A 21,600-nucleotide genomic window follows, 5' to 3' on the forward strand; every position below is an offset into this window, starting at 1 on the left:
CCGCGGGGCGGGTCCGAAGACCCGCCCCGCGGCGGAGGACTTACGCGTCCTCGTCGTTCACCCAGCTCATGAGCTTGCGCAGCTCACGGCCGGTGGTCTCCAGCAGGTGGTCGCTGTCGGCCTTCTTGTACTCGTTGTACTTGGGCAGACCGTTGTGGTACTCGGCCATCCAGTTCTTGGCGAAGGTGCCGTCCTGGATCTCGGCGAGAACCTTCTTCATCTCGGCCTTGGTGGCGTCCGTGATGATCCGCGGGCCGGTGACGTAGTCGCCCCACTCGGCGGTCTCCGAGATCGACCAGCGCATCTTCTCCAGGCCGCCCTCGTACATCAGGTCGACGATGAGCTTCAGCTCGTGGAGGCACTCGAAGTAGGCGATCTCCGGCTGGTATCCGGCCTCGGTCAGGGTCTCGAAACCGGCCTTGACCAGAGCGGCGGTGCCACCGCAGAGGACGGCCTGCTCGCCGAACAGGTCGGTCTCGGTCTCCTCGGTGAAGGTCGTCTTGATGACTCCGGCGCGGGTGCCACCGATGCCCTTCGCGTACGACAGGGCGAGCGCCAGGCCGTTGCCCGAGGCGTCCTGCTCGACGGCCACGATGCACGGAACGCCGCGGCCCTCCTCGTACTGGCGGCGGACCAGGTGGCCCGGGCCCTTCGGGGCAACCATGCAGACGTCGACGTTGGCCGGCGGCTTGATGAAGTCGAACCGGATGTTCAGGCCGTGACCGAAGAACAGCGCGTCGCCGTCCTTGAGGTTGCCCTTGATGGACTCCTCGTAGACCTGGGCCTGGATCGGGTCCGGGACGAGGATCATGATGACGTCGGCCTCGGCGGCGGCCTCCGCCGGGGTCACCACGCGCAGGCCCTGCTCCTCGGCCTTGGCCTTGGACTTGGAGCCCTCGTGCAGACCGACACGGACGTCGACACCCGAGTCACGCAGCGACAGCGCGTGGGCGTGGCCCTGGCTGCCGTAGCCGATGACCGCGACCTTGCGGCCCTGGATGATGGACAGGTCGGCATCGTCGTCGTAGAACAGCTCGGCCACTGGGTCTTCTCCTTGGTGTGCAGGTGTTGCGTCCCACCGTACGGCGGGGTGCGTCAATTACGTTTTCTGGTCTCGCCATACGAGCGGCGAGAGGGGTGGCGGCTAGGCCGTACGGTCGAGGGCGCGCAGCGAACGGTCGGTGATCGAGCGCGCGCCGCGCCCTATGGCGATGGTGCCGGACTGGACGAGCTCCTTGATGCCGTACTGCTCCAGCATCTTGAGCATGGCCTCCAGCTTGTCGGCGCCGCCGGTCGCTTCGATCGTGACGGCGTCCGGGGAGACGTCCACGGTCTTGGCGCGGAACAGCTTGACGATCTCGACGATCTGGGAGCGGGTCTCGTTGTCGGCGCGGACCTTCACCAGGACGAGCTCACGCTGGATCGCAGCGGACGGCTCGAGTTCGACGATCTTCAGTACGTTGATCAGCTTGTTGAGCTGCTTGGTCACCTGCTCGAGGGGCAGGTCCTCGACACCCACGACGATGGTGATGCGCGAGATGTCGGGGTGCTCGGTGGTACCGACCGCGAGCGAGTCGATGTTGAAGCCGCGTCGGGAGAACAGGGCCGTGATCCGGGCGAGGACACCGGGCTTGTTCTCGACCAGGACGGAGAGCGTGTGCTTGGTGGACATGGAGTCGGTCTCTCTCTGTCTCTCAGTCGTCTTCGTTGTCGCCGAAGTCGGGGCGGACGCCACGGGCGGCCATGACCTCGTCGTTGGAGGTGCCGGCGGCGACCATCGGCCACACCATGGCGTCCTCGTGGACGATGAAGTCGATGACGACCGGGCGGTCGTTGATCGCGTTGGCCTCCGCGATGACCTTGTCCAGATCGGCCGGGTCCTCACAGCGGATCGCGTAGCAGCCCATGGCCTCGGACAGCTTGACGAAGTCCGGCACGCGGGTGCCCTTCGCCGGGGCGCCCTCGGTGTCGGCGCCGGAGTGCAGCACGGTGTGGGAGTACCGCTGGTTGTAGAACAGGGTCTGCCACTGGCGGACCATCCCGAGCGCGCCGTTGTTGATGATCGCGACCTTGATCGGGATGTTGTTGAGCGCGCAGGTGGTGAGTTCCTGATTGGTCATCTGGAAGCAGCCGTCGCCGTCGATCGCCCAGACCGTACGGTCCGGCATGCCGGCCTTGGCGCCCATCGCGGCCGGGACCGCGTAACCCATCGTTCCGGCGCCGCCGGAGTTCAGCCAGGTGGCGGGCTGCTCGTACTGGATGAAGTGCGAGGCCCACATCTGGTGCTGGCCGACGCCCGCCGCGAAGATCGTGCCTTCGGGGGCGAGCTCGCCGATGCGCTGGATGACCTGCTGCGGGGAGAGGCTGCCGTCCTCGGGGAGGTCGTAGCCGACCGGGTAGGTGTCGCGCCAGCGGTTGAGGTCCTTCCACCAGGCGGAGTAGTCGCCGGTGTGTCCCTCGGTGTGCTCGGCCTGGACGGCCTGGACGAGGTCGGCGATGACCTCGCGGGCGTCACCGACGATCGGCACGTCGGCGGTGCGGTTCTTGCCGATCTCCGCCGGGTCGATGTCGGCGTGGACGATCTTGGCGTACGGGGCGAAGCTGTCCAGCTTGCCGGTGACGCGGTCGTCGAAGCGGGCTCCGAGGGCGACGATCAGGTCGGCCTTCTGCAGCGCGGTGACGGCGGTGACCGAACCGTGCATGCCCGGCATTCCCACGTGCAGCGGGTGGCTGTCGGGGAACGAACCGAGCGCCATCAGAGTGGTGGTGACGGGCGCTCCGGTGAGCTCGGCGAGGACCTTCAGCTCGGCAGTCGCCCCGGCCTTCATGACGCCGCCGCCGACGTACAGGACCGGCCGCTTGGCCTGGGTGATGAGCTTGGCGGCCTCACGGATCTGCTTGGCGTGCGGCTTGGTGACCGGACGGTAGCCGGGCAGGTCCTGGGTCGGCGGCCAGCTGAACGTGGTCTGCGCCTGCAGGGCGTCCTTGGCGATGTCGACGAGGACGGGGCCCGGACGGCCGGTGGAGGCGATGTGGAAGGCCTCGGCGATCGTGTGCGGGATGTCCTCGGCCCGGGTGACCAGGAAGTTGTGCTTGGTGACCGGCATCGTGATGCCGCAGATGTCGGCTTCCTGGAAGGCGTCCGTGCCGATCGCCTTGGAGGCGACCTGGCCGGTGATCGCGACCAGCGGGACGGAGTCCATGTGCGCGTCCGCGATCGGGGTGACCAGGTTGGTGGCGCCCGGACCGGAGGTGGCCATGCAGACACCGACCTTGCCGGTGGCCTGCGCGTAGCCGGTGGCGGCGTGTCCGGCGCCCTGCTCGTGACGGACCAGCACATGACGGACCCGGGTGGAGTCCATCATCGGGTCGTACGCCGGAAGGATGGCGCCGCCGGGAATGCCGAATACCGTGTCGGCCCCCACCTCCTCAAGAGACCGGATGAGGGACTGCGCACCCGTGACGTGCTCAACGGTGGCGGAGGACGATCCGCCGTTACGGGCCCGCGGCTGGGGATGATGGGCCCCGGTGGCCTGCTCGGTCATCGGCATTCTCTTCTCGAAGCTGAGGGTTTTTGCGGGGTTTTGAGGTGTGCCAGTGCAACAAAAAACCCCTCGTGCCGTGAGGCAAGCGAGGGGAGCGCGCCGGGTGTGGTCTGCAGAGTGTCAACGAGGGACTCTGCTTCAGCCGACGCGCTTTCCAAGTACGAGAATTCGGGTGCGCATGACATTGACCCTCTCTCCGACGCGCACAGCGTGTCAAGTAGGTGGGATGGGCATCTCAGAATGTGGTCCGCTGAGCAGCGGAATCGAGCCGCCCGTCAGGACGGGCTGAGCAGTGGGTCCACCCGGCACCGGGAACTCTCCGCGCACCAGCGTGCGGCGCAGACGGTACTCGTCCAGCGGCCCGGAGAAGGCCATCCCCTGGCCGTGCGTACAGCCCATGGCGCGCAGCGCGAGGACCTGTTCCGGCACGTCGACCCCGTCGGCCACCGACTGCAGGCCCAGGTCGCAGGCGATCCTCAGCAGCCCACTGGTGATCTTGTTCAGTCGGGCCGATTCCACGACACCCTCGACGAGACCGCGGTCCAGTTTCAGTACGTCGATGGGGAGCCGGCGCAGCGCGTTGATCGCGGCGTAGCCGCTGCCGAAGCCGTCGAGCGCGATCCGTACGCCGAGCCGGCGCAGCGCGACGAGGCGCTGTTCGAGCTCGTCGAAGGAGACCCGGGGGTCGTTGTCGGAGACCTCGATCATCAGCGCCCCCGAGGGCAGGCCGTGCCGGGTGAGAAGCGCCTCGACGGAGCCGAACGGCATCGCCCTGTCCAGCAGTCTGCGGGCGGACAGCCGGACGGCCACGGCGACATGGTGCCCGGCCCTGGCCCGGTCGGCGGCCTGCTCGACGGCCTCTTCCAGGAGCCAGCGACCGAGCTCTGCGGTGCGGTCGCCGTCCTCGGTGACGCGGAGGAACTCGGCGGGGGTGAACAGGATGCCTTGGGCGGAGCGCCAGCGGGCCTGTGCGGCGACGGCGGCGACGGTGCCGGTGGCGAGATGGACCACGGGCTGATGGAGCAGGGCGAACTCGCCGTCCCGCAGGGCGGTGCGCAGCCGGGTCGCCAGTTCGGATCGGCGTACCACCTCGGCCTGCATCTGCGGAGCGTACAGCTCGACACGGTCCTTGCCGGCCGCCTTGGCGCGGTACATGGCGAGGTCGGCGTTGCGCATGAGGTCGGTGGGGGTGATGGCGGGCTCGGCGAAGGCGACCCCGATGGAGGCGGCGACGCGGACCTCGCCGCCGCCGATCCGGTACGGCTGGGAGAGCGTGAGGCGCAGCCGGTCGGCGATCTCGTGGACCTGGTACTCCCGGGCACCCTGGTCGCGCGTGCCGTCTCCGAGGATGAGCGCCGCGAACTCGTCGCCGCCGAGGCGGGCCGCGGTGTCCCCGGCCCGCACGGACTCCTGGAGACGGCGGGCGGCCTGGACGAGCAGCTCGTCGCCCGCCTGGTGGCCGAGACGGTCGTTGACCGCCTTGAAGCCGTCGAGATCGATGAACAGCACTGCGGTGCCGGGGTCACCGGAGCGGCGGCCGCCGAGAGCCTGCCGGACCCGGTCGGTGAACAGGGCGCGGTTGGGCAGGTCGGTCAGCGGGTCGTGCTCGGCGTTGTGCTGCAACTGGGCCTGCAGCCTGACCCGTTCGGTCACGTCCCGGCTGTTGAGGATCAGCCCACCCTGGTGGCGGTTGACGGTGGACTCGACGTTGAGCCAGTCACCGGTGCCGGATCTGAACCGGCACTCGATCCGGGTGGTGGGTTCCTCGCTGGGCGGCGCGGCCAGAAACCGCCGCACCTCGTGGACCACGCGCCCCAGATCCTCGGGATGGATGATCGAGGCGAGCTCGGCGCCGACGAGATCGTCGGCCTCCCGCCCGTAAACACCGGAGGCGGCGGGGCTGACGTACCGGAGGATGCCGGTGGGGGCGGCGATCATGATGACGTCGCTGGAGCCCTGGACCAGGGAGCGGAAGTGATTCTCCTTCTGCGCCAGCTCCTGGGTGAGCGCGATGTTGTCGACGAGCATGATGCCCTGTCGTACGACCAGGGCGAGCACCACCATGCAGCCGGTGAAGACCACGACGCGGTCGACCCGGCGGCCCTCGATGACGTTGTAGAGAATGCCGAGGGTGCAGACGGCTGCGGCGAGATACGGCGTCAGCGCGGCCAGTGAACCGGCGATCGGACGGCTGGTGGTGCGCGGGGCCGGGCGTGGCTCGACAGCGTTGTCTCCCATCCGGTTCGCACCCCAGGGGGCGTACGCCAGGAGCAGCGAACCGGCGAACCAGCCGGCGTCCAGCAACTGACCGGAGTGGTAGGTCTGGCGGAGCAGCGGCGAGGTGAACAGCGCGTCGCAGAGGACCGTCAGCGCGAGGGCGGCGATGGCGGTGTTCACCGCGGAGCGGTTGACGTTGGCCCGCCGGAAGTGCAGGGCCAGCACCATGGAGACCAGCACGATGTCGAGCAGCGGATAGGCCAGCGAAAGCGCCGCGCGGGCCACGCTGGCCCCCTCGGCGTCCGCGAGATGCGCGGTGTGGGCGAGCGCCAGGCTCCAGGAGAGCGTGAGGAGCGATCCGCCGATCAGCCAGGAGTCCAGCACCAGACAGACCCAACCGGCCCTGGTGACGGGGCGCTTGGCGAGGACGAGCAGCCCGACGATGGCGGGCGGCGCGAAGCAGAGGAAGAAGACGTCAGCCAGCGACGGGCTGGGCACATCGAGCCGGAGCACGACCTCGTACCAGCCCCAGACGGCGTTCCCCCCGGCGGCCATCAGCGAGGAGAGCGAGAACAGCAGCCAGGCGGGCCGGAACCGGTCGCACGCGAAGCGCGCGTAGAGGAAACAGGAGACGGCCGCGATCAGGGCGGCGACACTGAGGCCGAAGTCGCCCATGACGAGGGCCAGCTCGGACGAGCCCCAGCCGAAGGCCGCCCCCACGGCGTAACCGCCGCAGACCAGGCCGAGAAGGATCTGCGAGACTGCCCCGGACACCCCTCCGGCGGTCGACTGCCGGGAGAAGAACGCCCCGAAGGCGCTCGCCGGGGCGCTCACCGAGGTGTCCCCGATGCTGCCGGACGGGTGAGGGCGCGGCACGATGGGCGCCCAGGTGGTCTCCATCGACCGCCCTGCCGCGTCGGATCGTTCGCCCATCGGCCCTGCATCGCCCGTCGCCCCCCTCGCGTTCCGCTGCCACCCCGCGCCGTCCCTTCCATGGCGCAGCCCCCATTCGGGACGATACACCAGACTCGTCACACAGGGACATAGCTCCTCTACTCTCCGTGACGAATTGGGCAGTTGTCGGCACTCTGCGCAGCAGAACGGCTTCGCAGCGTGGTCAGCCGGTGGTGAGTACGACGTTCTGCACCGGCTCCCCCGCGGCGAACCGGGTGAGCTGTCCGGCCAGCAGCCGCTTGGCGCGCGGCAGGAACGCCGAGGTGCTGCCGCCCACATGCGGAGTGATCAGGACGTTCGGAGCATGCCAGAGGGGGTGGCCGGCGGGCAGCGGTTCCGGGTCGGTGACATCGAGTGCCGCGCGCAGCCGCCCGGACTCGAGTTCGGACAGCAGGGCCTTGGTGTCCACGACCCCGCCCCGGGCGACGTTCACGAGCAGCGCGCCGTCCGGCATCGCGGCGAGGAAGTCGGCGCTCACCAGCCCTTGCGTGGAAGGGTTCAGCGGGGTGGACAGAATGACGATGTCGGCTTCGCGCAGCAGTGCGGGCAGGTCGTCGAGCGTGTGTACGGGGCCGCGTGCTGTTGTCCGCGCGGAGCGCGCGACGCGCGCCACCCGCGCACACTCGAAGGGCGCGAGCCGGTCCTCGATGGCGGCGCCGATCGATCCGTACCCCACGATCAGAACGGATTTGTCGGCGAGCGCCGGGTAGAAACCTGCCCGCCACTCCTCCTTGTCCTGACCGTGGACGAACCCGGGGAAGCCGCGCAGCGAGGCGAGGATCAGGGCGAGGGCGAGCTCCGCCGTCGAGGCCTCGTGAACCCCCTTGGCGTTGCACAGCCGCACCCCGGCGGACAACCGGCCGAGCCCCGGCTGGACATGGTCGATGCCCGCCGAGAGCGTCTGGACGACCTGGACCGCCCCCATCCCGGCGAGCGGGCGGACCGCGATCTCCGGGACCTTCATGTAGGGAACGACATAGAACGCACAGTCCGCGGGGTCGGCGGGGAAGTCCTGCTCGCCGTCCCAGAAACGGTAGTTGAGCCCCTCGGGGAGCCCTTCGATCTCGTCGGCCGGAATCGGCAGCCATACATCGGGAGTCGTCATAGAAGTCATGGTCAGGAGGCTATGCGAAGTACGGGAGACGGCAGAGGTTACTTTTGGGTGCGGTGCGGGGTCCCGTGACGGCGGGGCCGAGGGAGGGTTCGGGGAGTTGGAGCGCAGGAGTCTCGGTGCGGCGGCGCTCGCCGTTGGTGCGGTCGGGCTCGGCTGCATGCCGATGAGCTGGGCGTACAGCGCGTCGCAGCAGCGCGGTGACCGTGCGTTGCGGACGGTGCACGCCGCGCTCGACGCGGGCGTCCAACTGCTCGACACCGCGGACATGTACGGCCCCTTCACCAACGAGCTCCTGATCGGGAGGGCCCTCAAGGGGCGCCGGGCCGATGCCTTGGTCTCCACCAAGTGCGGGCTACTGGTGGGCGATCAGCACATCGTGGCCAACGGCCGTCCCAGTTATGTGCGCCGGGCCTGTGACGCGTCGCTGCGGCGGCTGCAGACCGATGCGATCGATCTGTACCAGCTGCACCGGGCCGATCCCGAGGTGCCGGTGGAGGAGACCTGGGGCGCGATGGCGGAGCTGGTCACCGCAGGGAAGGTGCGGGCGCTGGGGCTGAGCGCGGTCGGGGCGCGGGCCTCGCGCCGGCCGGGTGCGCGGATGCACGACGGAACGATCCGCCAGCTGGAGCGGGTGCAGCAGGTGTTTCCGGTGAGCGCGGTCCAGGCGGAGCTTTCGGTGTGGTCGCCGGAGGCCCTCGACACGCTGCTGCCCTGGTGCGAGGCGCGGGGTGTGGGGCTGCTGGCGGCGATGCCGCTGGGCAACGGCTATCTGACGGGCACGCTGACGCCGGGCCAGGGCTTCGAGCCGGAGGATCTGCGGGCCAGGCATCCGCGGTTCACGGCCGAGATGATGGCGGCGAACCAGCCCGTGGTGGTGGGGCTGCGGCGGATCGCCGAACGGCACGGGGCGACTCCGGCACAGGTGGCGCTGGCGTGGGTGCTGCGCCAGGGCCCGCATGTGGTGCCGGTGCCGGGCACGAAGCGGGAGCGGTGGGCGGTGGAGAACGCGGGGGCGGCCGGGCTGGAGCTGACGGCGCAGGATCTGGCGGAGATTGCGCGGCTGCCGCAGGCGCTGGGGTCGTGGGACTGAGCGCAGAAACTCGGCGGTCATGCGGAACCCGGGGCGGGGCTGCGGTGTAAGAACAGTAGTCAGGCAGCCGTTGAAGGGATCGGTGCTGTGCGCGCTTCTGTATTCGGATCCGTAAGAGCCCGGGTCGAGCCGCGAGGGTTTCCCGTTGCGCGCCGCGCGATGGTGACCGCAGTCGCGGTGGGCTCACTGATGGTGTCGGCGGGGTGCTCGTCGAGCGACGGTGAAGGGAGCACGGGAGGCGACGCGGCGAGCACGACACACCCACAGCCCTCCTCGCCCGCTGTGTCCTCCTCGTCCTCCGCCCTGCAATCACCGTCCTCGCTGCCGCCCGCGAAGGGCTCGGTGAAGGTGGTGTCGACGCTGACCGAGGGACTCGCCTCACCGTGGGGTCTGACGGAGCTTCCCGGCGGGGATCTTCTGGTGTCCTCGCGCGACGAGAGAACGATCACGCGGGTCGACGGGAGAACGGGGAGCAAGACGCTGCTGGGCACGGTGCCCGGGGTGTCGCCCGCCGGGGAGGGCGGGCTGCTGGGCATCGCGATCTCGCCGACGTACGCCTCGGACCATCTGGTGTACGCGTACTTCACGACCGGGTCCGACAACCGCATCGCCCGCATGCGGTACGACGAGCACGGTGACACCGGCCGGCAGCTGGGCACGCCGCACACCATCCTGCGGGGCATCCCGAAGGGCAACATCCACAACGGTGGCCGGATCGCCTTCGGCCCGGACCACATGCTGTATGCGGGGACGGGCGAGACGGGGAACACCGGCCTGGCGCAGGACAAGGCGTCCCTGGCGGGCAAGATCCTGCGGATGACGCCGGACGGCAAACCGGCACCGGGCAACCCCGAACCCGGCTTGTTGATGTATTCGTACGGGCACCGCAATGTGCAGGGGCTGGCCTGGGACAGCCGGAAACAGCTGTGGGCGTCCGAATTCGGGCAGGACACGTGGGACGAGCTGAATCAGATCGTGCCCGGTGGGAATTATGGCTGGCCGAAGTACGAGGGGAAGGCCGGAAAGAAGGGTTTCGTCGACCCCGTGGCACAGTGGAAGACGTCCGAGGCGTCCCCGAGCGGGATCGCCTTCGCCCAGGGCTCGATCTGGATGGCGGGCCTGCGCGGTGAGCGACTCTGGAGGATCCCGCTGTCGGAGAACCCGGACGAGGAACCTCTGGCGGCCCCGCAATCGTTCCTGAAAGGACAGTACGGCCGGCTGCGCACCGTGCTCGCGGCGGGCGGCAACAGACTCTGGCTGGTCACGAGCAACACGGACACCCGCGGCACACCGGAACCGGGAGACGACAGAGCTCTGGTGCTGGAGGTGCGGTAGCGGCTACAGCAGGTGAAAGGGCGCGAGCCGGTGTTCAACTTCTTCGAGGAACTCTTCGCCCCGGGACGCAAGCACGCCGCGGAGGAGCAGAAACGCCTGGAGCTGTCTCGGGTGGACCTGGGCGTGGGCGATCCCGGCCGCGGCCCGATAGACCTCGCGTCGGGAAAGGTGACGGTTCGCCTTCCTGAGCCGGAGGGCCAGGACGGGGACGAGGACAAGGACGAGGACGACGACGAGGACGGTCCGTCAAGCCCGTCCGGCGATTGACGACAGACGGGGCGGCGGCCCGGACCGCACCCGCACCCGCACCCGCACCCGCACCCGCACCCGGCTATGACACCTCGCGGGCACGGTACAGACGGAGGCGGTGGGCGAGCGCCGCGGCCTCGCCGCGGCTGGAGACGCCGAGCTTGGCAAGAATGTTGGAGACGTGCACGCTCGCGGTTTTGGGCGAGATGTAGAGCTCCTCGGCAATCCTCCGGTTCGTGTGCCCGGCGGCGACGAGCCGGTGCACGTCCTGCTCGCGCCGCGTCAGCCCGAACGACTCCACTGCCGCGGCCGCCGCGTCCTGGCGCTGCTCCTCGGCGTGTTCGCGCTCCGCCGCCTTGTCCATGGTGGCGTCGTCGGCCGGGACGGTGACGGCGGTCGGGATCTCGTCGACGGAGGTGGCGAGCGTGATGCGGGCGCGGCCGGCCAGCAGCTCGATGGTCTCGGTCAGCGGACGCGCACCGAGCCGTTCGGCGGTGCTGTGCGCGTCGCGCAGGAGGCTGGTGGCCCTGGCCCGGTCGCCGGAGGCGATGAGGAGGGCTTCTGCCCAGCGGTGGTGGACCTGCGCCAGTTCGTAGGGGCGGTGCAGGGGGGCGAAGGCGGCGGCCGCACGGGACCAGTGGTCGGGGGTGTCGGTGCCCTCGGCGCGGGCCAGCTCGGCGTTGATCAGCAGACCGTAAGCGGCCCAGACCGGGACGAGCATCGGCAACTGCTTCAGCTGCTTACGGATCAGGGCAAGGATCGCCGGACGTCCGGGCTCCGTGGCGGGCAGGCCACGGGCGTCCGCCTCGGCCGTGGCGGCGATCTGGAGCAGGGACAGCGCGTACCGCTGGGTGCCGGGCGGGAAACCCAGTTCCGCCTGGGCCTCGAATGCGGCCCGCGCCTCGGCGAGGCGGCCCTGTTGCACGGCAAGGGTCATGGCGTGACGGACCGGGCTGATGAGGTGCTGGGGCTGCGGGTCTCGGGAGCCGAAGTAGCGTTGGCTCAGCGCTAGTTGCACCTCGGCCTCGGCGAGGTCACCGCGAGCGAGGGCCAGCTCGGTGCGGCGCGAGGCGACGAGGCCGTGCGCCTTGCGGGACTGGGCGGCCCGGGCGGCCACGTCGATGGTGGCCTGGCTCTCGTCCCAGTGGCCGAGGGAGAAGTACGACATCGCCTGGTTGGAGCGGACCCAGGCCTCCGTGTCGGGGATGCCGTGGCGGTGGCAGACCTCGATCCCGTGGTCCGAGGCGGCCACGGCTTCCAGGGAACGGCCCATCGCTTCGAGTGTGGAGGGGAGGTTGATGCTGGCGCGGCCCATGATGCCGACAAGGTGGAGTTCATCGGCTCTGTCGCGGACGGCGTACATCTCGGCGATGCCCTCGTCGACGGCGCCGGCGTCGGCGGTGAGCCAGCCTCGGGTGAGCCGGGCGTGCAGCTCGATGTACTCGTCGCCGACGAGTTGGGCGTACTCCACGGCCCGGTCGGCGGCGGCGAGTGTCTCGGCGCCGGGGCGGTGCAGCGCGCCCCAGCCGGCCACGCTCATGAGGACGTCGGCGTGCACGGCGGACGGCGGCAGACCGCGGACCAGGTCCTGAGCGGTGGCCAGTTCCTGCCAGCCGTCACCGCGGGTGAGGGCCTGCACCAAGTGGGAGCGCTGGACCCAGAACCAGGCGGCGCGCAGCGGGTCCGCCTCGCCGTCCAGGACCCGTATGGCCTTCTTGGAGATGGCGAGGGCTCGTTCGCGGTCGTCGCCGAAGCGGGCGGCGACGGTGGCTTCGGCCATCAGGTCGAGGTAGCGCAGCGGGGTGGTGTCCGGTTCGCCGCCGCACGCCGGGTAGACCTCGGCGTAGTCGATGGGGCGCAGGGTGCGGCGTATCTCGTCGGGGACGTCGTCCCACAGCTCCATGGCTCTTTCCAGCAGCCGCAGTTGCTCGGAGAAGGCGTAGCGGCGGCGGGCCTCGACGGAGGCCTTCAGCACGGCGGGGAGGGCCTTGGCCGCATCGTGTGCGCCGTACCAGTAGCTGGCGAGGCGGGTGGCGCGCTCACCGGCGCGGACGAGGGTGGGGTCGGCTTCCAGCGCCTCGGCGTAGCGGCGGTTGAGCCGGGAGCGTTCGCCGGGCAGCAGATCGTCGCTGACGGCCTCGCGGACCAGCGAGTGCCGGAAGCGGTAGCCGTTACCCTCCGGCGTAGTGAGCAGCAGGTTGGCGCCGACGGCTCCCCGCAGCGCCTCGATGAGGTCGTCCTCGGCGAGGCCGGAGACCGCGGCCAGTAGTTCGTACTCGACGGTGGAGCCGCCCTCGGCGATGATCCGGGCGATCTTCTGGGCGTCTTCCGAGAGCGCTTCGACGCGGACGAGGAGGAGGTCGCGCAGTGAGTCGGAGAGTCCGGAGCTGTCGCCGCACTCCAGGCTGCAGGCGAGCTCTTCGACGAAGAAGGCGTTGCCGTCGGACCGTTCGAATATCTCGTCGACGAGGGCGGGTTCGGGGGTGGCCGCCAGGATGCCGGTGAGCTGGCGACCGACCTCGGCGCGGTTGAAGCGGGCGAGTTCGATCCGGCGGACGGTGCGGAGCCGGTCCAGTTCGGCGAGGAGCGGGCGCAGGGGGTGACGGCGGTGGATGTCGTCGGCCCGGTAGGTGCCGACCACGACGAGGCGGCCGCTGCGCAGCGTGCGGAAGAGATAGGCCAGGAGGTGCCGGGTGGAGGCGTCGGCCCAGTGCAGGTCCTCCAGGACGAGAACGACGGGCCGGTCGGCGGAGATGCGTTCCAACAGCCGTGCGGTGAGCTCGAAGAGGCGGGCGGTTCCGTGCTCGTCGGTGGCGTCCCGGTCGGCTTCGCCGAGTTCGGGGAGGAGCCTCGCCAGTTCGCCCTCCTGCCCGGCGCAGGCTGCGGCCATTTCGTCGGGCAGGGTGCGGCGCAGGGCGCGCAGCGCCGTGGAGAACGGGGCATACGGCAGCCCGTCGGCGCCGATCTCGACGCAGCCGCCGACGGCGACGACGGCCTCGCGTCGGCCGGCCGCCGTCAGGAATTCCTCGACCAGCCGCGTCTTGCCGACGCCCGCCTCGCCACCGATGAGCAGCGCCTGCGGTTCTCCGCCCGGGGCTCCCGGACGGCCGGGGGGCCCGGCGGTGGCGCGGGCGAGCGCATCGGTGAGCGAGGTGAGTTCGCCTGCGCGGCCGACGAACACGGGACTGACGGACCTGGTCTCCACGCCGCCGAGCATCGCACATGGGTCCGACACGGTGACGGTGGGAAGGGAATCGGCGCTCATCGCACGCTCGTCACGCGGCGCGGACGAATCGATTCCGGAACGTACTCACCGCCCCTTCGTCCTCCTGGCGTCCGGACCGGCGCGCGGCGCGGCGGGCCCGGCGGGCCTGCCGGACGACGCGCTCCAGCTCGGCCCTGCGGAGGAGTTCGGCTTCGTGGATCTTGTGGAGCTCGTACGTGTACATGTGCTTCTCCCTGATGACGACGGCCTGTTGAGGCCTGGTGGAGGGGCAGTCGGTGGGCCGGCCCGGATCGGCCGGGCCCGGTTTCTGCCGTGCCTCTACTGTCGTCTCCCAGGGGGTGTCGCCGCATCGGGCGAGTTCCGCATCTCTACGGAGTGGGGGCCTTAGGCGCACGCGACGGTTGCCGCATGCGGACCTAGGCCCCCCGGGTGGATGCCTTAGGGCACCGCTGGTAGTTGCGTACTGCTCAGTCGTGGCTCTCAGCCGGCGGCTGCGCTCGCCGCCGGCAGGGCGACGATGAGGTCGAAGTACATGCCGACGGAGATCAGTACGCCGAGGACGCCGAGCGCGATGCCGGCGGTCGCGACGGCGCGGACCCAGCCGGGCTGCGGGTCCTTGGCGGGTGCGCCGAAGGCCGGGCGGACCAGGGCGAAGACGCCGACGAGCAGGGCCAGCAGGGCGAAGATGCCGTTGACGAGGGCAGTGGAGTGCCAGGCGTCACCGTAGATCTCGGAGATCTGCCGGGTCACCGAGCCGCCGGAGGCGGTCTTCATCTGTCCCAGCAGGGTCTCGCGCTCGGCGACGACCCGGCCGGTCCAGGCCCCGGTGAGACCGACGACGCCGAGGCCGGTGGCGACAACGGCCGCGGCGGCCGCGGCGAGCCCCGCCGGGGCCCGGTCGGAGTCGTCGTCCTCCAGGTCGCCTTCTAGGTCGTCTTCGAGGTCGTGGTCCAGGCCGGAGCCCCGGTCCGCGTCGGCGTCGAGGCCGCTGCCGTCGCTCACCGTGCGCTCGCCCTCGGCTTCGATCGCCTCCTTGTCGAGGCGGTCCGCCGCCTTCTCCCCGTCGCCTTCGGCGGTGGGAGCTATGGGAGTCTTGGAAGTCGTGGGGTTCATGTGCCGCACGCTAGGTGGCCCGGATGAGAATGTCCTTAACGGCCACGGCCGGTCCGGCAGGCCCGCCCCGGCTCTCCGGCCCCGCCTCAGCCCCGCTGTGCGCGCCACTCGGGCGCCAGGACGGACCATATCTCCGAGTCGTGCCTCACTCCGCGGTACGGGTAGTTCTCGCGCAGCACCCCGTCGCGCGTCATCCCGAGCCGCTTCGCGACCGCCACACTGCGGGTGTTGGCGGAGGACGCCACCCACTCCACACGGTGCATGCCGCGCTCCTCGACCGCCCAGTCGATCAGCTTCCGCACCGCCCGGGTCACCAGGCCACGCCCCTCCCCCGCCGACTCCAGCCAGCAGCCGACCTCGCAGTTCCCGGACTCGGTGTCGAAGATCCGGAACAGGACGCCGCCGACGAGGGTGCCGTGCAGCCAGATGCCGTACAGCCGGCCCGTGTCGGCCGCCTGCTTGTCGGCGTACCGCTGCAGCAGGGCGCGCGCCGATTCGAGGTCGGTGGCGAAGGTGGCGAAGGGGATCCACGGGTCGACGAGATCGCGTGCCCGGTCGATGTGGGCGAGGAACTCCTCCGCCTGCCAGATCTCCAGCGGGCGCAGTTCCGCACCGTCGTCACCCAGGGATACCGCGAACATCATGCTCCTTCGATGTCGGTCGATGTCGGTCTCGAGGATTCGGTCTCGACAGGTCCGTCTCAAGAGACCGGAATGAGATCTCAGTGGACACGCTGTGCGACCGATCCGTCGTCCTCGCTGCTGCGCGCCCCGGAAATCCTCGCATGCGTCTCCCAGCACTCGGGCGGCTCGATGCTGATGTGCGGCAGCCGCCGTTCCAGCCAGCGCGGCAGCCACCAGTTCGCACCACCCAGCATGTGCATCAGGGCGGGTACCAGCAGCGTCCGCAGGACGAAGGCGTCGAGCGCCACCGCCGCCGCGAGCGCGATGCCGAACATCGCGATGACCCGGTCCCCGCTGAGCACGAAGGCGAGGAAGACCGAGATCATGATCACCGCGGCGGAGTTGATCACCCGGCTGGTCTCGGCGAGGCCGACCCGGACCGCCCGCCGGTTGTCGCCGCTCTCCAGCCACTCCTCGTACATCCGGCCGACCAGGAACACCTGATAGTCCATGGAGAGTCCGAAGAGCACGGACACCATGATCACCGGTAGGAAGGGTTCGATGGGGCCGGCGCTGCCGAGCCCGAGCAGCTCGCTCCCCCACCCCCACTGGAAGATCGCGATGACGACCCCGAACGAGGAGGCGACGGCGGCCACGTTCATCGCGGCCGCCTTCAGCGGAATGCCGATCGACCGGAAGGCCAGCAGGAGAAGCAGACAACCGAGACCTATGACGACCCCGATGAAGAGCGGAAGTTTACCGATGATGACCTGCGCGAAGTCGTCGTAGCCGGCTGTCACCCCTCCGACATGGGCCCGGAGCGAGGTGTTCTCCTCGGCGTGCGGCAGGACGTCCGTGCGCAGCCGGTCGACGAGGGCGCTCGTCCGCTGGGACTGCGGCGACGATGTCGGGACGACGGTGACGAACGCCGTGTCGCCGCTGTTGTTGTACGTGACGGGGCTGACCGATGCCACGCCGTCGGTGTCCCGCAGTGTGGCGGGCAGTGCGTCCATCGCGAGCCGGTCGTCGGCGCCGTCGAGCTGTGCGGCGATCGTCAGCGGACCGTTGACGCCGGGCCCGAAACCGTCGGCCAGCAGGTCGTACGCCTGCCGGGTGGTCGACGACGAGGCGTTGTTGCCCTGGTCGGAGGTGCCCAGATGCAGTGAGAACGTCGGCAGTGCGAGCACCAGCATCACCGCGGCGGCGGCCATGCCGAGCAGCTTGGGGTGACGTTCGACGAAGGCGGACCAGCACGCAGCGAAGCCGGTGGGCAGTTCGGGCTGCGGTCCCTGCTCGGCGAGCTGTCTGCGCTCGCGCCGGCTCAGTGCCCGCATCCCGATGAACGACAGCAGTGCGGGCAGCAGTGTCACCGAGGCGGCGACGGTCAGCACGACGGTGAGCGACGCGGCGATGGCGACGCCGTTGAGGAACCCGAGCTGCAGGATCAGCATGCCGAGCAGTGCGATACAGACGGTTGCCCCGGCGAAGACGACGGCACGCCCCGTCGTCGTGACGGCGTTCTGCGCCGCCTCGGCGACCGGCAGGCCACGCCGCAGCCCTCTGCGGTGCCGGGTGACGATGAACAGGGCGTAGTCGATGCCGACGCCGAGCCCGATCAGCATGCCCAGCATGGGGGCGAAGTCGGCGACGGTCATCAAGTGCCCGAGCAGCACGATGCCCGCGGACGCCGTTCCGACCGAGACGAGGGCGGTGGCGATGGGCAGCAGGCTTGCGGCGAGCGAGCCGAAAGCGAGGAAGAGGACGACCGCGGCGACGACCACCCCTATGACCTCGCTGAGGTGGGCGGACGACGCTTCGGTGAGGGCGGCCACGGAGCCACCCACCTCCACCTGGAGCCCGTCACCGGCGGCTGCCTTCGCGGTGTCGACGACGGTCCGGGCCTGCTGCACCGGGATGTCGTCGGCCTGCTGGTCGAAGGTGATCGTGGCGTAGGCGGTGTGTCCGTCCGCGCTGATCTGCCCGACGCCGGAGGCCCCGTAGGGTCCGGTGACGTCTCCGACGCCCGGCAGCTCCTCGATCGCGTGCAGAGTCCGCGTCATCGTCTGTACGACGTCGGTGGCCCGGACGGTGGATCCGGTGGTGTGCCAGACGACGGTGTCGGTGTCGCCGCCCAGGTCCGTGAAGCCGCTCTTGAGCAGCTGGGTCGCCCTGCCCGACTCCGTGCCGGGCACCTCGTAGTCGTTGGAGTAAGCGGAACCCGCCGTGCCCGCCGCGGTGGCCGCGCCGCCGAGGGCGAGCAGCCAGATGAGGACAGCGAGGAGACGGTGCGTGATGCACCAGCGGGCGATGGCAGCCAACGGACGCGCTCCCTGGTGGTTCGTGGATCTTTATCGGGAGATCTGTGGAACAGCCCGCAAAGAACACATGACCTGAGAACCGTCACTCTGGCAGCCACTATTGATCATTTGCCCTTTTCGTGGCGATGCTCACAGTGTCTGATTATTCCCTTACATGCCCGCGCCCCGTCCATCTCCCGCCCTCCCGCGCGTCCCCGTCCGGGTGGGCCCGCCCACGACGCCTGTTCCGGTCAGCCGGAGACGCTCGCCCGGCCGTTCTCGATGTGTCCCATCAGCCGACGGCGGAAGACATCGTCCCCGTCGACCGTGACGGCCAGGTCGTACCATCCGTGCGCGTCGGCCGCCGAGTGGACGACCGTACGGCTCCGCCCCGGCTTGACCTTGATCGTCCTCGTCCAGTCCCGCAGGTCCGCCTCGTCGACGTAGCCCAGCGGCCGGACGGTGTAGGTGAGCGTGCGCCGCCCCGTGTTGCGCAAGGTGAGGTGCAGATCGCGCTCGTGGACGTCGACCCAGGTGGCGACCTCGGGTCCTTCTTCGGCGGATCCGGCGAACTCGCGGCGGAAGCCGTTCGGCCCGGTCACCGTGAACCGGTACGCCTCACCGGCAAGGGGCACCGTCCAGATCGCCGTGCCCCTTACGTCCCGGTGCTGCGGGACGGGGAACTCGCCCGCGTACGGGTAGAGCGCGAAGTGCGCCGACGAACGGCCCGTGTTGCTGAGGGCGACCCGCACCGCCCCGTCCACGATCTTCGCCTGCGCGTCCGGCTGGTAGGGCAGCGGACGGGCGGGCCGGACACCGGGCTCCTGTACGGGCATCTGCTGGACGGCGGGCGGCTTCGGCGCCCAGCGTCCGCTGAACGGCGGGATGACGCCCGGTTGCTCCACCTCGGGCCGGCGCCGTCCGCGCGTGAAGTCGAAGGCCGACGTCAGATCACCGGTGACCGTGCGCCGCCAGTCGCTGATGTTCGGTTCCTGCACGCCCGTCCACCGCTCCAGGAAGCGGATCACGGATGTGTGGTCGAAGACCTCGGAGCAGACATAGCCGCCGACGGTCCACGGCGACACGACGAGCAGCGGCACGCGCACCCCGAGGCCGGTGGGCTTGGACTCCCACTGCTCGTCGGTCACCTCGGGCGGCGCGACCGGCGGCGGGACATGGTCGAAGAAGCCGTCGTTCTCGTCGTAGTTGATGATGACGGCGGTGTGCCGCCACACATCGGGGTGCCTGCCGAGGGCGTCCAGAACCTTGTAGACGACCGTCGCGCTGTGGATCGGGGAGGAGACGCTCGGGTGCTCGGAGTCGACCGCCGACGGCACCAGGTAGGAGACTTCGGGCAGGGTGCCCGCCGCGACGTCCGCGGCGAACGCGTCGGCCAGCGTGCCGGTCTCGACCCGGCGCAGCGCTCGCTCGAAGAGGCTGCGTTCGGCCTCGGTGAGCGTGACGACCCCGTCCTCCAGCAGTCCGAGCAGCCGCTCGCGCTCCGCCGCGTCGTCCGTGTCACGGACGGCCGCGTAGAAGGACTCCATATAGGTGTGGCCGCCGGTCTTCGCCAGCGCCTTGCGGGCGATCGCCTTGAACGTGGCGAAGAACTCGATCTGGTTGTCGGTGAAGTTCTCCCACTCGGTGTACGTCTTCCAGCTGTGCCCGGCCTTCTCCAGCCGTTCCGCGTACGTGCTCCAGCCGTATCCCGGATGGGTGCCCTCGCTGTACGCGTCGTTGCCGACCGCCCGCTTGCCGTTCGCCTCGAAGCCCGTCTTCCCGCTCCACAGGTGGTTCCGGTTGGGGCTGGTGGAGGTGTGGATGGACGAGTGGTAGGCGTCGCAGACCGTGAAGGTGTCGGCCAGTTCGTAGTGCAGCGGGATGTCGCGGCGGTCGTAGTACGCCATGGTGGCGGCCGTCTTCGCGGTCACCCAGCCGTTCATCCAGCCGCCGGCCCACGCCTTGCCGCCGCCGCTCCAGGAGTGGTCGAGGGCGCCTATGTACTGGAGATCCTTCTTCTGTATCGCGGCGGCGTCCCGGACCGGGAACGGCAGCACGGAGGTGCCCGATGCTCCTGGCTGCTCGAAGACGGGCTTGCCGGAGGGCAGTTCGATCGCGTTGCGGTCACCGAAGCCGCGTACGCCGCGCAGAGACCCGAAGTAGTGATCGAAGGAACGGTTCTCCTGCATCAGGATCACCACGTGCCTGATGTCCCCGAGTCCGCCGGACCCCGCCGGGCGCACCGGCTGCGCGGCGAGCGCGGCCTGCAGCGACGGCGGCAGCAGCGACCCGGCCGCCGCGGCACCGAGGGCGCCGCCGCCGAGCGCGAAGAGTCGTCGCCGTGAGATGTCCGTGGTCAAGTTGAGCCTCCCGAGTCCGGTCGTACAGCCGGGAAGCTAATCAAGCCAGGTGGCGGCAGAAAGACCACCGCGCGGCCCGGCGGTGAACGTACAGCGGGTCACCCCGGAAAGCCCGGACCGCCTGCCCTGCCCTGCCCCGGCACCGGTCACACCCCGATCGTGTGCAGCGCTCCCCACAGCGCGACCGTCGACACGACCAGTGTCGCCGGTACGGTCAGCAGCCCGAGCCGGGTGAAGTGGCCCAGTTCGGGCACGACGCCATGGGTGTGCAGGATGCGGCGCCAAAGGAGGGTGGCGAGCGAGCCGACGTACGTGAGGTTCGGGCCGAGGTTCACCCCGATCAGGGCGGCGAGCAGCGGCCCGGGCCCGGCCGCCGCGACGACCGGGAGCAGTGCCAGGATCGCGGGCAGGTTGTTGATCAGGTTGGCGAGCACGGCCGCCACCGCTGCCACCGTCAGAAGCGCGGGCAGTGAGGAATCATCGGGCAGGAGCGTGCCGATCCCTGCGCCGAGACCGTGGTCGACGACCGCCTTGACCACCACGCCGAGGGCGAGGACGAAGAGGCAGAACAGCGGGTGGGCGGCGTGCACCAGGCCCTTGACCGTCGTCCTGCGCTGTCCCAGCGCCCGGACCGCGAGCACCGCCGCCCCGGCCAGCGCTGCCCACAGCGGTTCCGCGCCCGCGAACGAGGTGATGACGAAGCCCGCCAGTGTCAGGGCGAGGACGACGAGCGTGAAGACGGGGACGCCGGGACTGTCCTTGTCCGGCTCCGGCGGGTGCGCGCCCGCGGCCAGGTCGGCGGCGAAGACCCGGCGGAAGACGACGTACTCGACGGCGACAGCCGCCAGCCACGGCAGGGTCATCAGCGCGGCGAACCGCGTGAAGGAGAGTCCGCTCGCGGTGAACGCCAGAAGGTTGGTGAGGTTGGAGACGGGAAGCAGCAGGGACGCCGAGTTGGCGAGATGCGCGCAGGCATAGACGTACGGTCGGGGGCGGGCGCCGACGCGGACGGCCGTCGCGAGGACCACGGGCGTCAGCAGCACCACCGTCGCGTCCAGGCTGAGCACGGCCGTGATCACCGCGGCGACGACGAAGACCCCACCGAGCAGTGGCCCGGTCCGCCCCCGGCAGGCCCGGGCGACCAGATCGCCGGCAGCCGTGAACAGCCCTTCGTCGGCGCAGAGCTGGGCCAGCACGAGAATGGCGGCGAGGAAGCCGACGACCGGCAGCAGGCTGCCGACCTGGGACCGTGCGTCCGCGAACGGCACCGCGCCGAGGACCACCACCAGCACGGCGGCGGGTACGGCGATCGTCGCCTCGGGCAGCCCCCGGGGGCGTACGACGGCGAACGCCAGCACCGCGAGGAGCAGCGCGACGGAGACGATCTCGGCGGTGACGGTGTTCAGCGGACTCTCTCCGGACGCGCAAGGAATCATGAAGGGGCGGTGCACCCGTTGGCCGGGTGCACCGCCCCTTC

Annotated in this window: 15 protein-coding genes; 3 read left to right on the plus strand and 12 right to left on the minus strand. The window is 70.2% G+C overall.

All coding sequences use genetic code 11. From position 1 onward, the window contains the following. Positions 1-40: 40 nt before the first annotated feature. The 5 genes from ilvC to ACWCP8_RS19405 all read right to left on the minus strand — a co-directional run bounded on the left by ilvC (position 41) and on the right by ACWCP8_RS19405 (position 7,830). Entirely contained in the window at positions 41-1,042 is a 1,002-nt protein-coding gene (ilvC, locus tag ACWCP8_RS19385) for a ketol-acid reductoisomerase (protein WP_352263028.1), read from the minus strand. A 102-nt stretch (positions 1,043-1,144) separates the two neighbouring features. Further along, positions 1,145-1,672, minus strand: a complete 528-nt coding sequence (ilvN, locus tag ACWCP8_RS19390) for an acetolactate synthase small subunit (protein ID WP_030928848.1) — start codon at positions 1,670-1,672, stop codon at positions 1,145-1,147. Positions 1,673-1,694: 22 nt separating this feature from the next. Then, on the minus strand, positions 1,695-3,551 hold the full coding sequence (locus ACWCP8_RS19395) for an acetolactate synthase large subunit (protein ID WP_352263025.1): 1,857 nt from the start codon (positions 3,549-3,551) through the stop codon (positions 1,695-1,697). Positions 3,552-3,758: 207 nt separating this feature from the next. Further along, positions 3,759-6,695 carry a putative bifunctional diguanylate cyclase/phosphodiesterase gene (locus ACWCP8_RS19400; protein WP_451117091.1) on the minus strand — a complete coding sequence of 979 codons (2,937 nt, stop codon included), beginning with the start codon at positions 6,693-6,695 and terminating at the stop codon, positions 3,759-3,761. 184 nt (positions 6,696-6,879) lie between these two features. Next, complete coding sequence (locus ACWCP8_RS19405; protein WP_352263024.1) at positions 6,880-7,830, minus strand: 2-hydroxyacid dehydrogenase; 951 nt, start codon at positions 7,828-7,830, stop codon at positions 6,880-6,882. 97 nt (positions 7,831-7,927) lie between these two features. On the opposite strand from ACWCP8_RS19405, the gene ACWCP8_RS19410 reads away from it, so the two are divergent. From ACWCP8_RS19410 to ACWCP8_RS19420, 3 genes are all read left to right on the plus strand, one after another. Next, the gene (locus ACWCP8_RS19410; protein ID WP_451117093.1) at positions 7,928-8,920 is read left to right on the plus strand and encodes an aldo/keto reductase; all 993 of its coding nucleotides are present in this window, start codon (positions 7,928-7,930) and stop codon (positions 8,918-8,920) included. 159 nt (positions 8,921-9,079) lie between these two features. Next, positions 9,080-10,255 (plus strand): PQQ-dependent sugar dehydrogenase, encoded by a 1,176-nt coding sequence (locus tag ACWCP8_RS19415; protein WP_352263020.1) that lies wholly within the window; start codon positions 9,080-9,082, stop codon positions 10,253-10,255. Between the two features lie 12 nt (positions 10,256-10,267). Next, positions 10,268-10,522 carry a DUF6191 domain-containing protein gene (locus tag ACWCP8_RS19420; RefSeq protein ID WP_451117095.1) on the plus strand — a complete coding sequence of 85 codons (255 nt, stop codon included), beginning with the start codon at positions 10,268-10,270 and terminating at the stop codon, positions 10,520-10,522. A gap of 64 nt (positions 10,523-10,586) precedes the next feature. Here the strand turns inward: ACWCP8_RS19420 and ACWCP8_RS19425 are convergent, their stop codons facing one another. The 7 genes from ACWCP8_RS19425 to ACWCP8_RS19455 form a co-directional block, all read right to left on the minus strand. After that, complete coding sequence (locus ACWCP8_RS19425) at positions 10,587-13,721, minus strand: helix-turn-helix transcriptional regulator (protein WP_451117169.1); 3,135 nt, start codon at positions 13,719-13,721, stop codon at positions 10,587-10,589. Between the two features lie 58 nt (positions 13,722-13,779). Further along, positions 13,780-13,953 carry a hypothetical protein gene (locus tag ACWCP8_RS19430; protein WP_352263017.1) on the minus strand — a complete coding sequence of 58 codons (174 nt, stop codon included), beginning with the start codon at positions 13,951-13,953 and terminating at the stop codon, positions 13,780-13,782. A 257-nt stretch (positions 13,954-14,210) separates the two neighbouring features. Beyond that, positions 14,211-14,843 (minus strand): hypothetical protein, encoded by a 633-nt coding sequence (locus ACWCP8_RS19435; RefSeq protein WP_352263016.1) that lies wholly within the window; start codon positions 14,841-14,843, stop codon positions 14,211-14,213. Between the two features lie 86 nt (positions 14,844-14,929). Continuing rightward, positions 14,930-15,484 (minus strand): GNAT family N-acetyltransferase, encoded by a 555-nt coding sequence (locus ACWCP8_RS19440; RefSeq protein ID WP_352263264.1) that lies wholly within the window; start codon positions 15,482-15,484, stop codon positions 14,930-14,932. A gap of 80 nt (positions 15,485-15,564) precedes the next feature. Beyond that, positions 15,565-17,784 (minus strand): MMPL family transporter, encoded by a 2,220-nt coding sequence (locus tag ACWCP8_RS19445; RefSeq protein WP_451117098.1) that lies wholly within the window; start codon positions 17,782-17,784, stop codon positions 15,565-15,567. Positions 17,785-18,014: 230 nt separating this feature from the next. Continuing rightward, entirely contained in the window at positions 18,015-20,123 is a 2,109-nt protein-coding gene (locus tag ACWCP8_RS19450) for a phosphocholine-specific phospholipase C (protein WP_352263013.1), read from the minus strand. Between the two features lie 146 nt (positions 20,124-20,269). Continuing rightward, on the minus strand, positions 20,270-21,559 hold the full coding sequence (locus ACWCP8_RS19455) for an SLC13 family permease (RefSeq protein ID WP_451117100.1): 1,290 nt from the start codon (positions 21,557-21,559) through the stop codon (positions 20,270-20,272). Positions 21,560-21,600 lie beyond the last annotated feature (41 nt).

Source organism: Streptomyces sp. NPDC002206 (genome assembly GCF_053593595.1).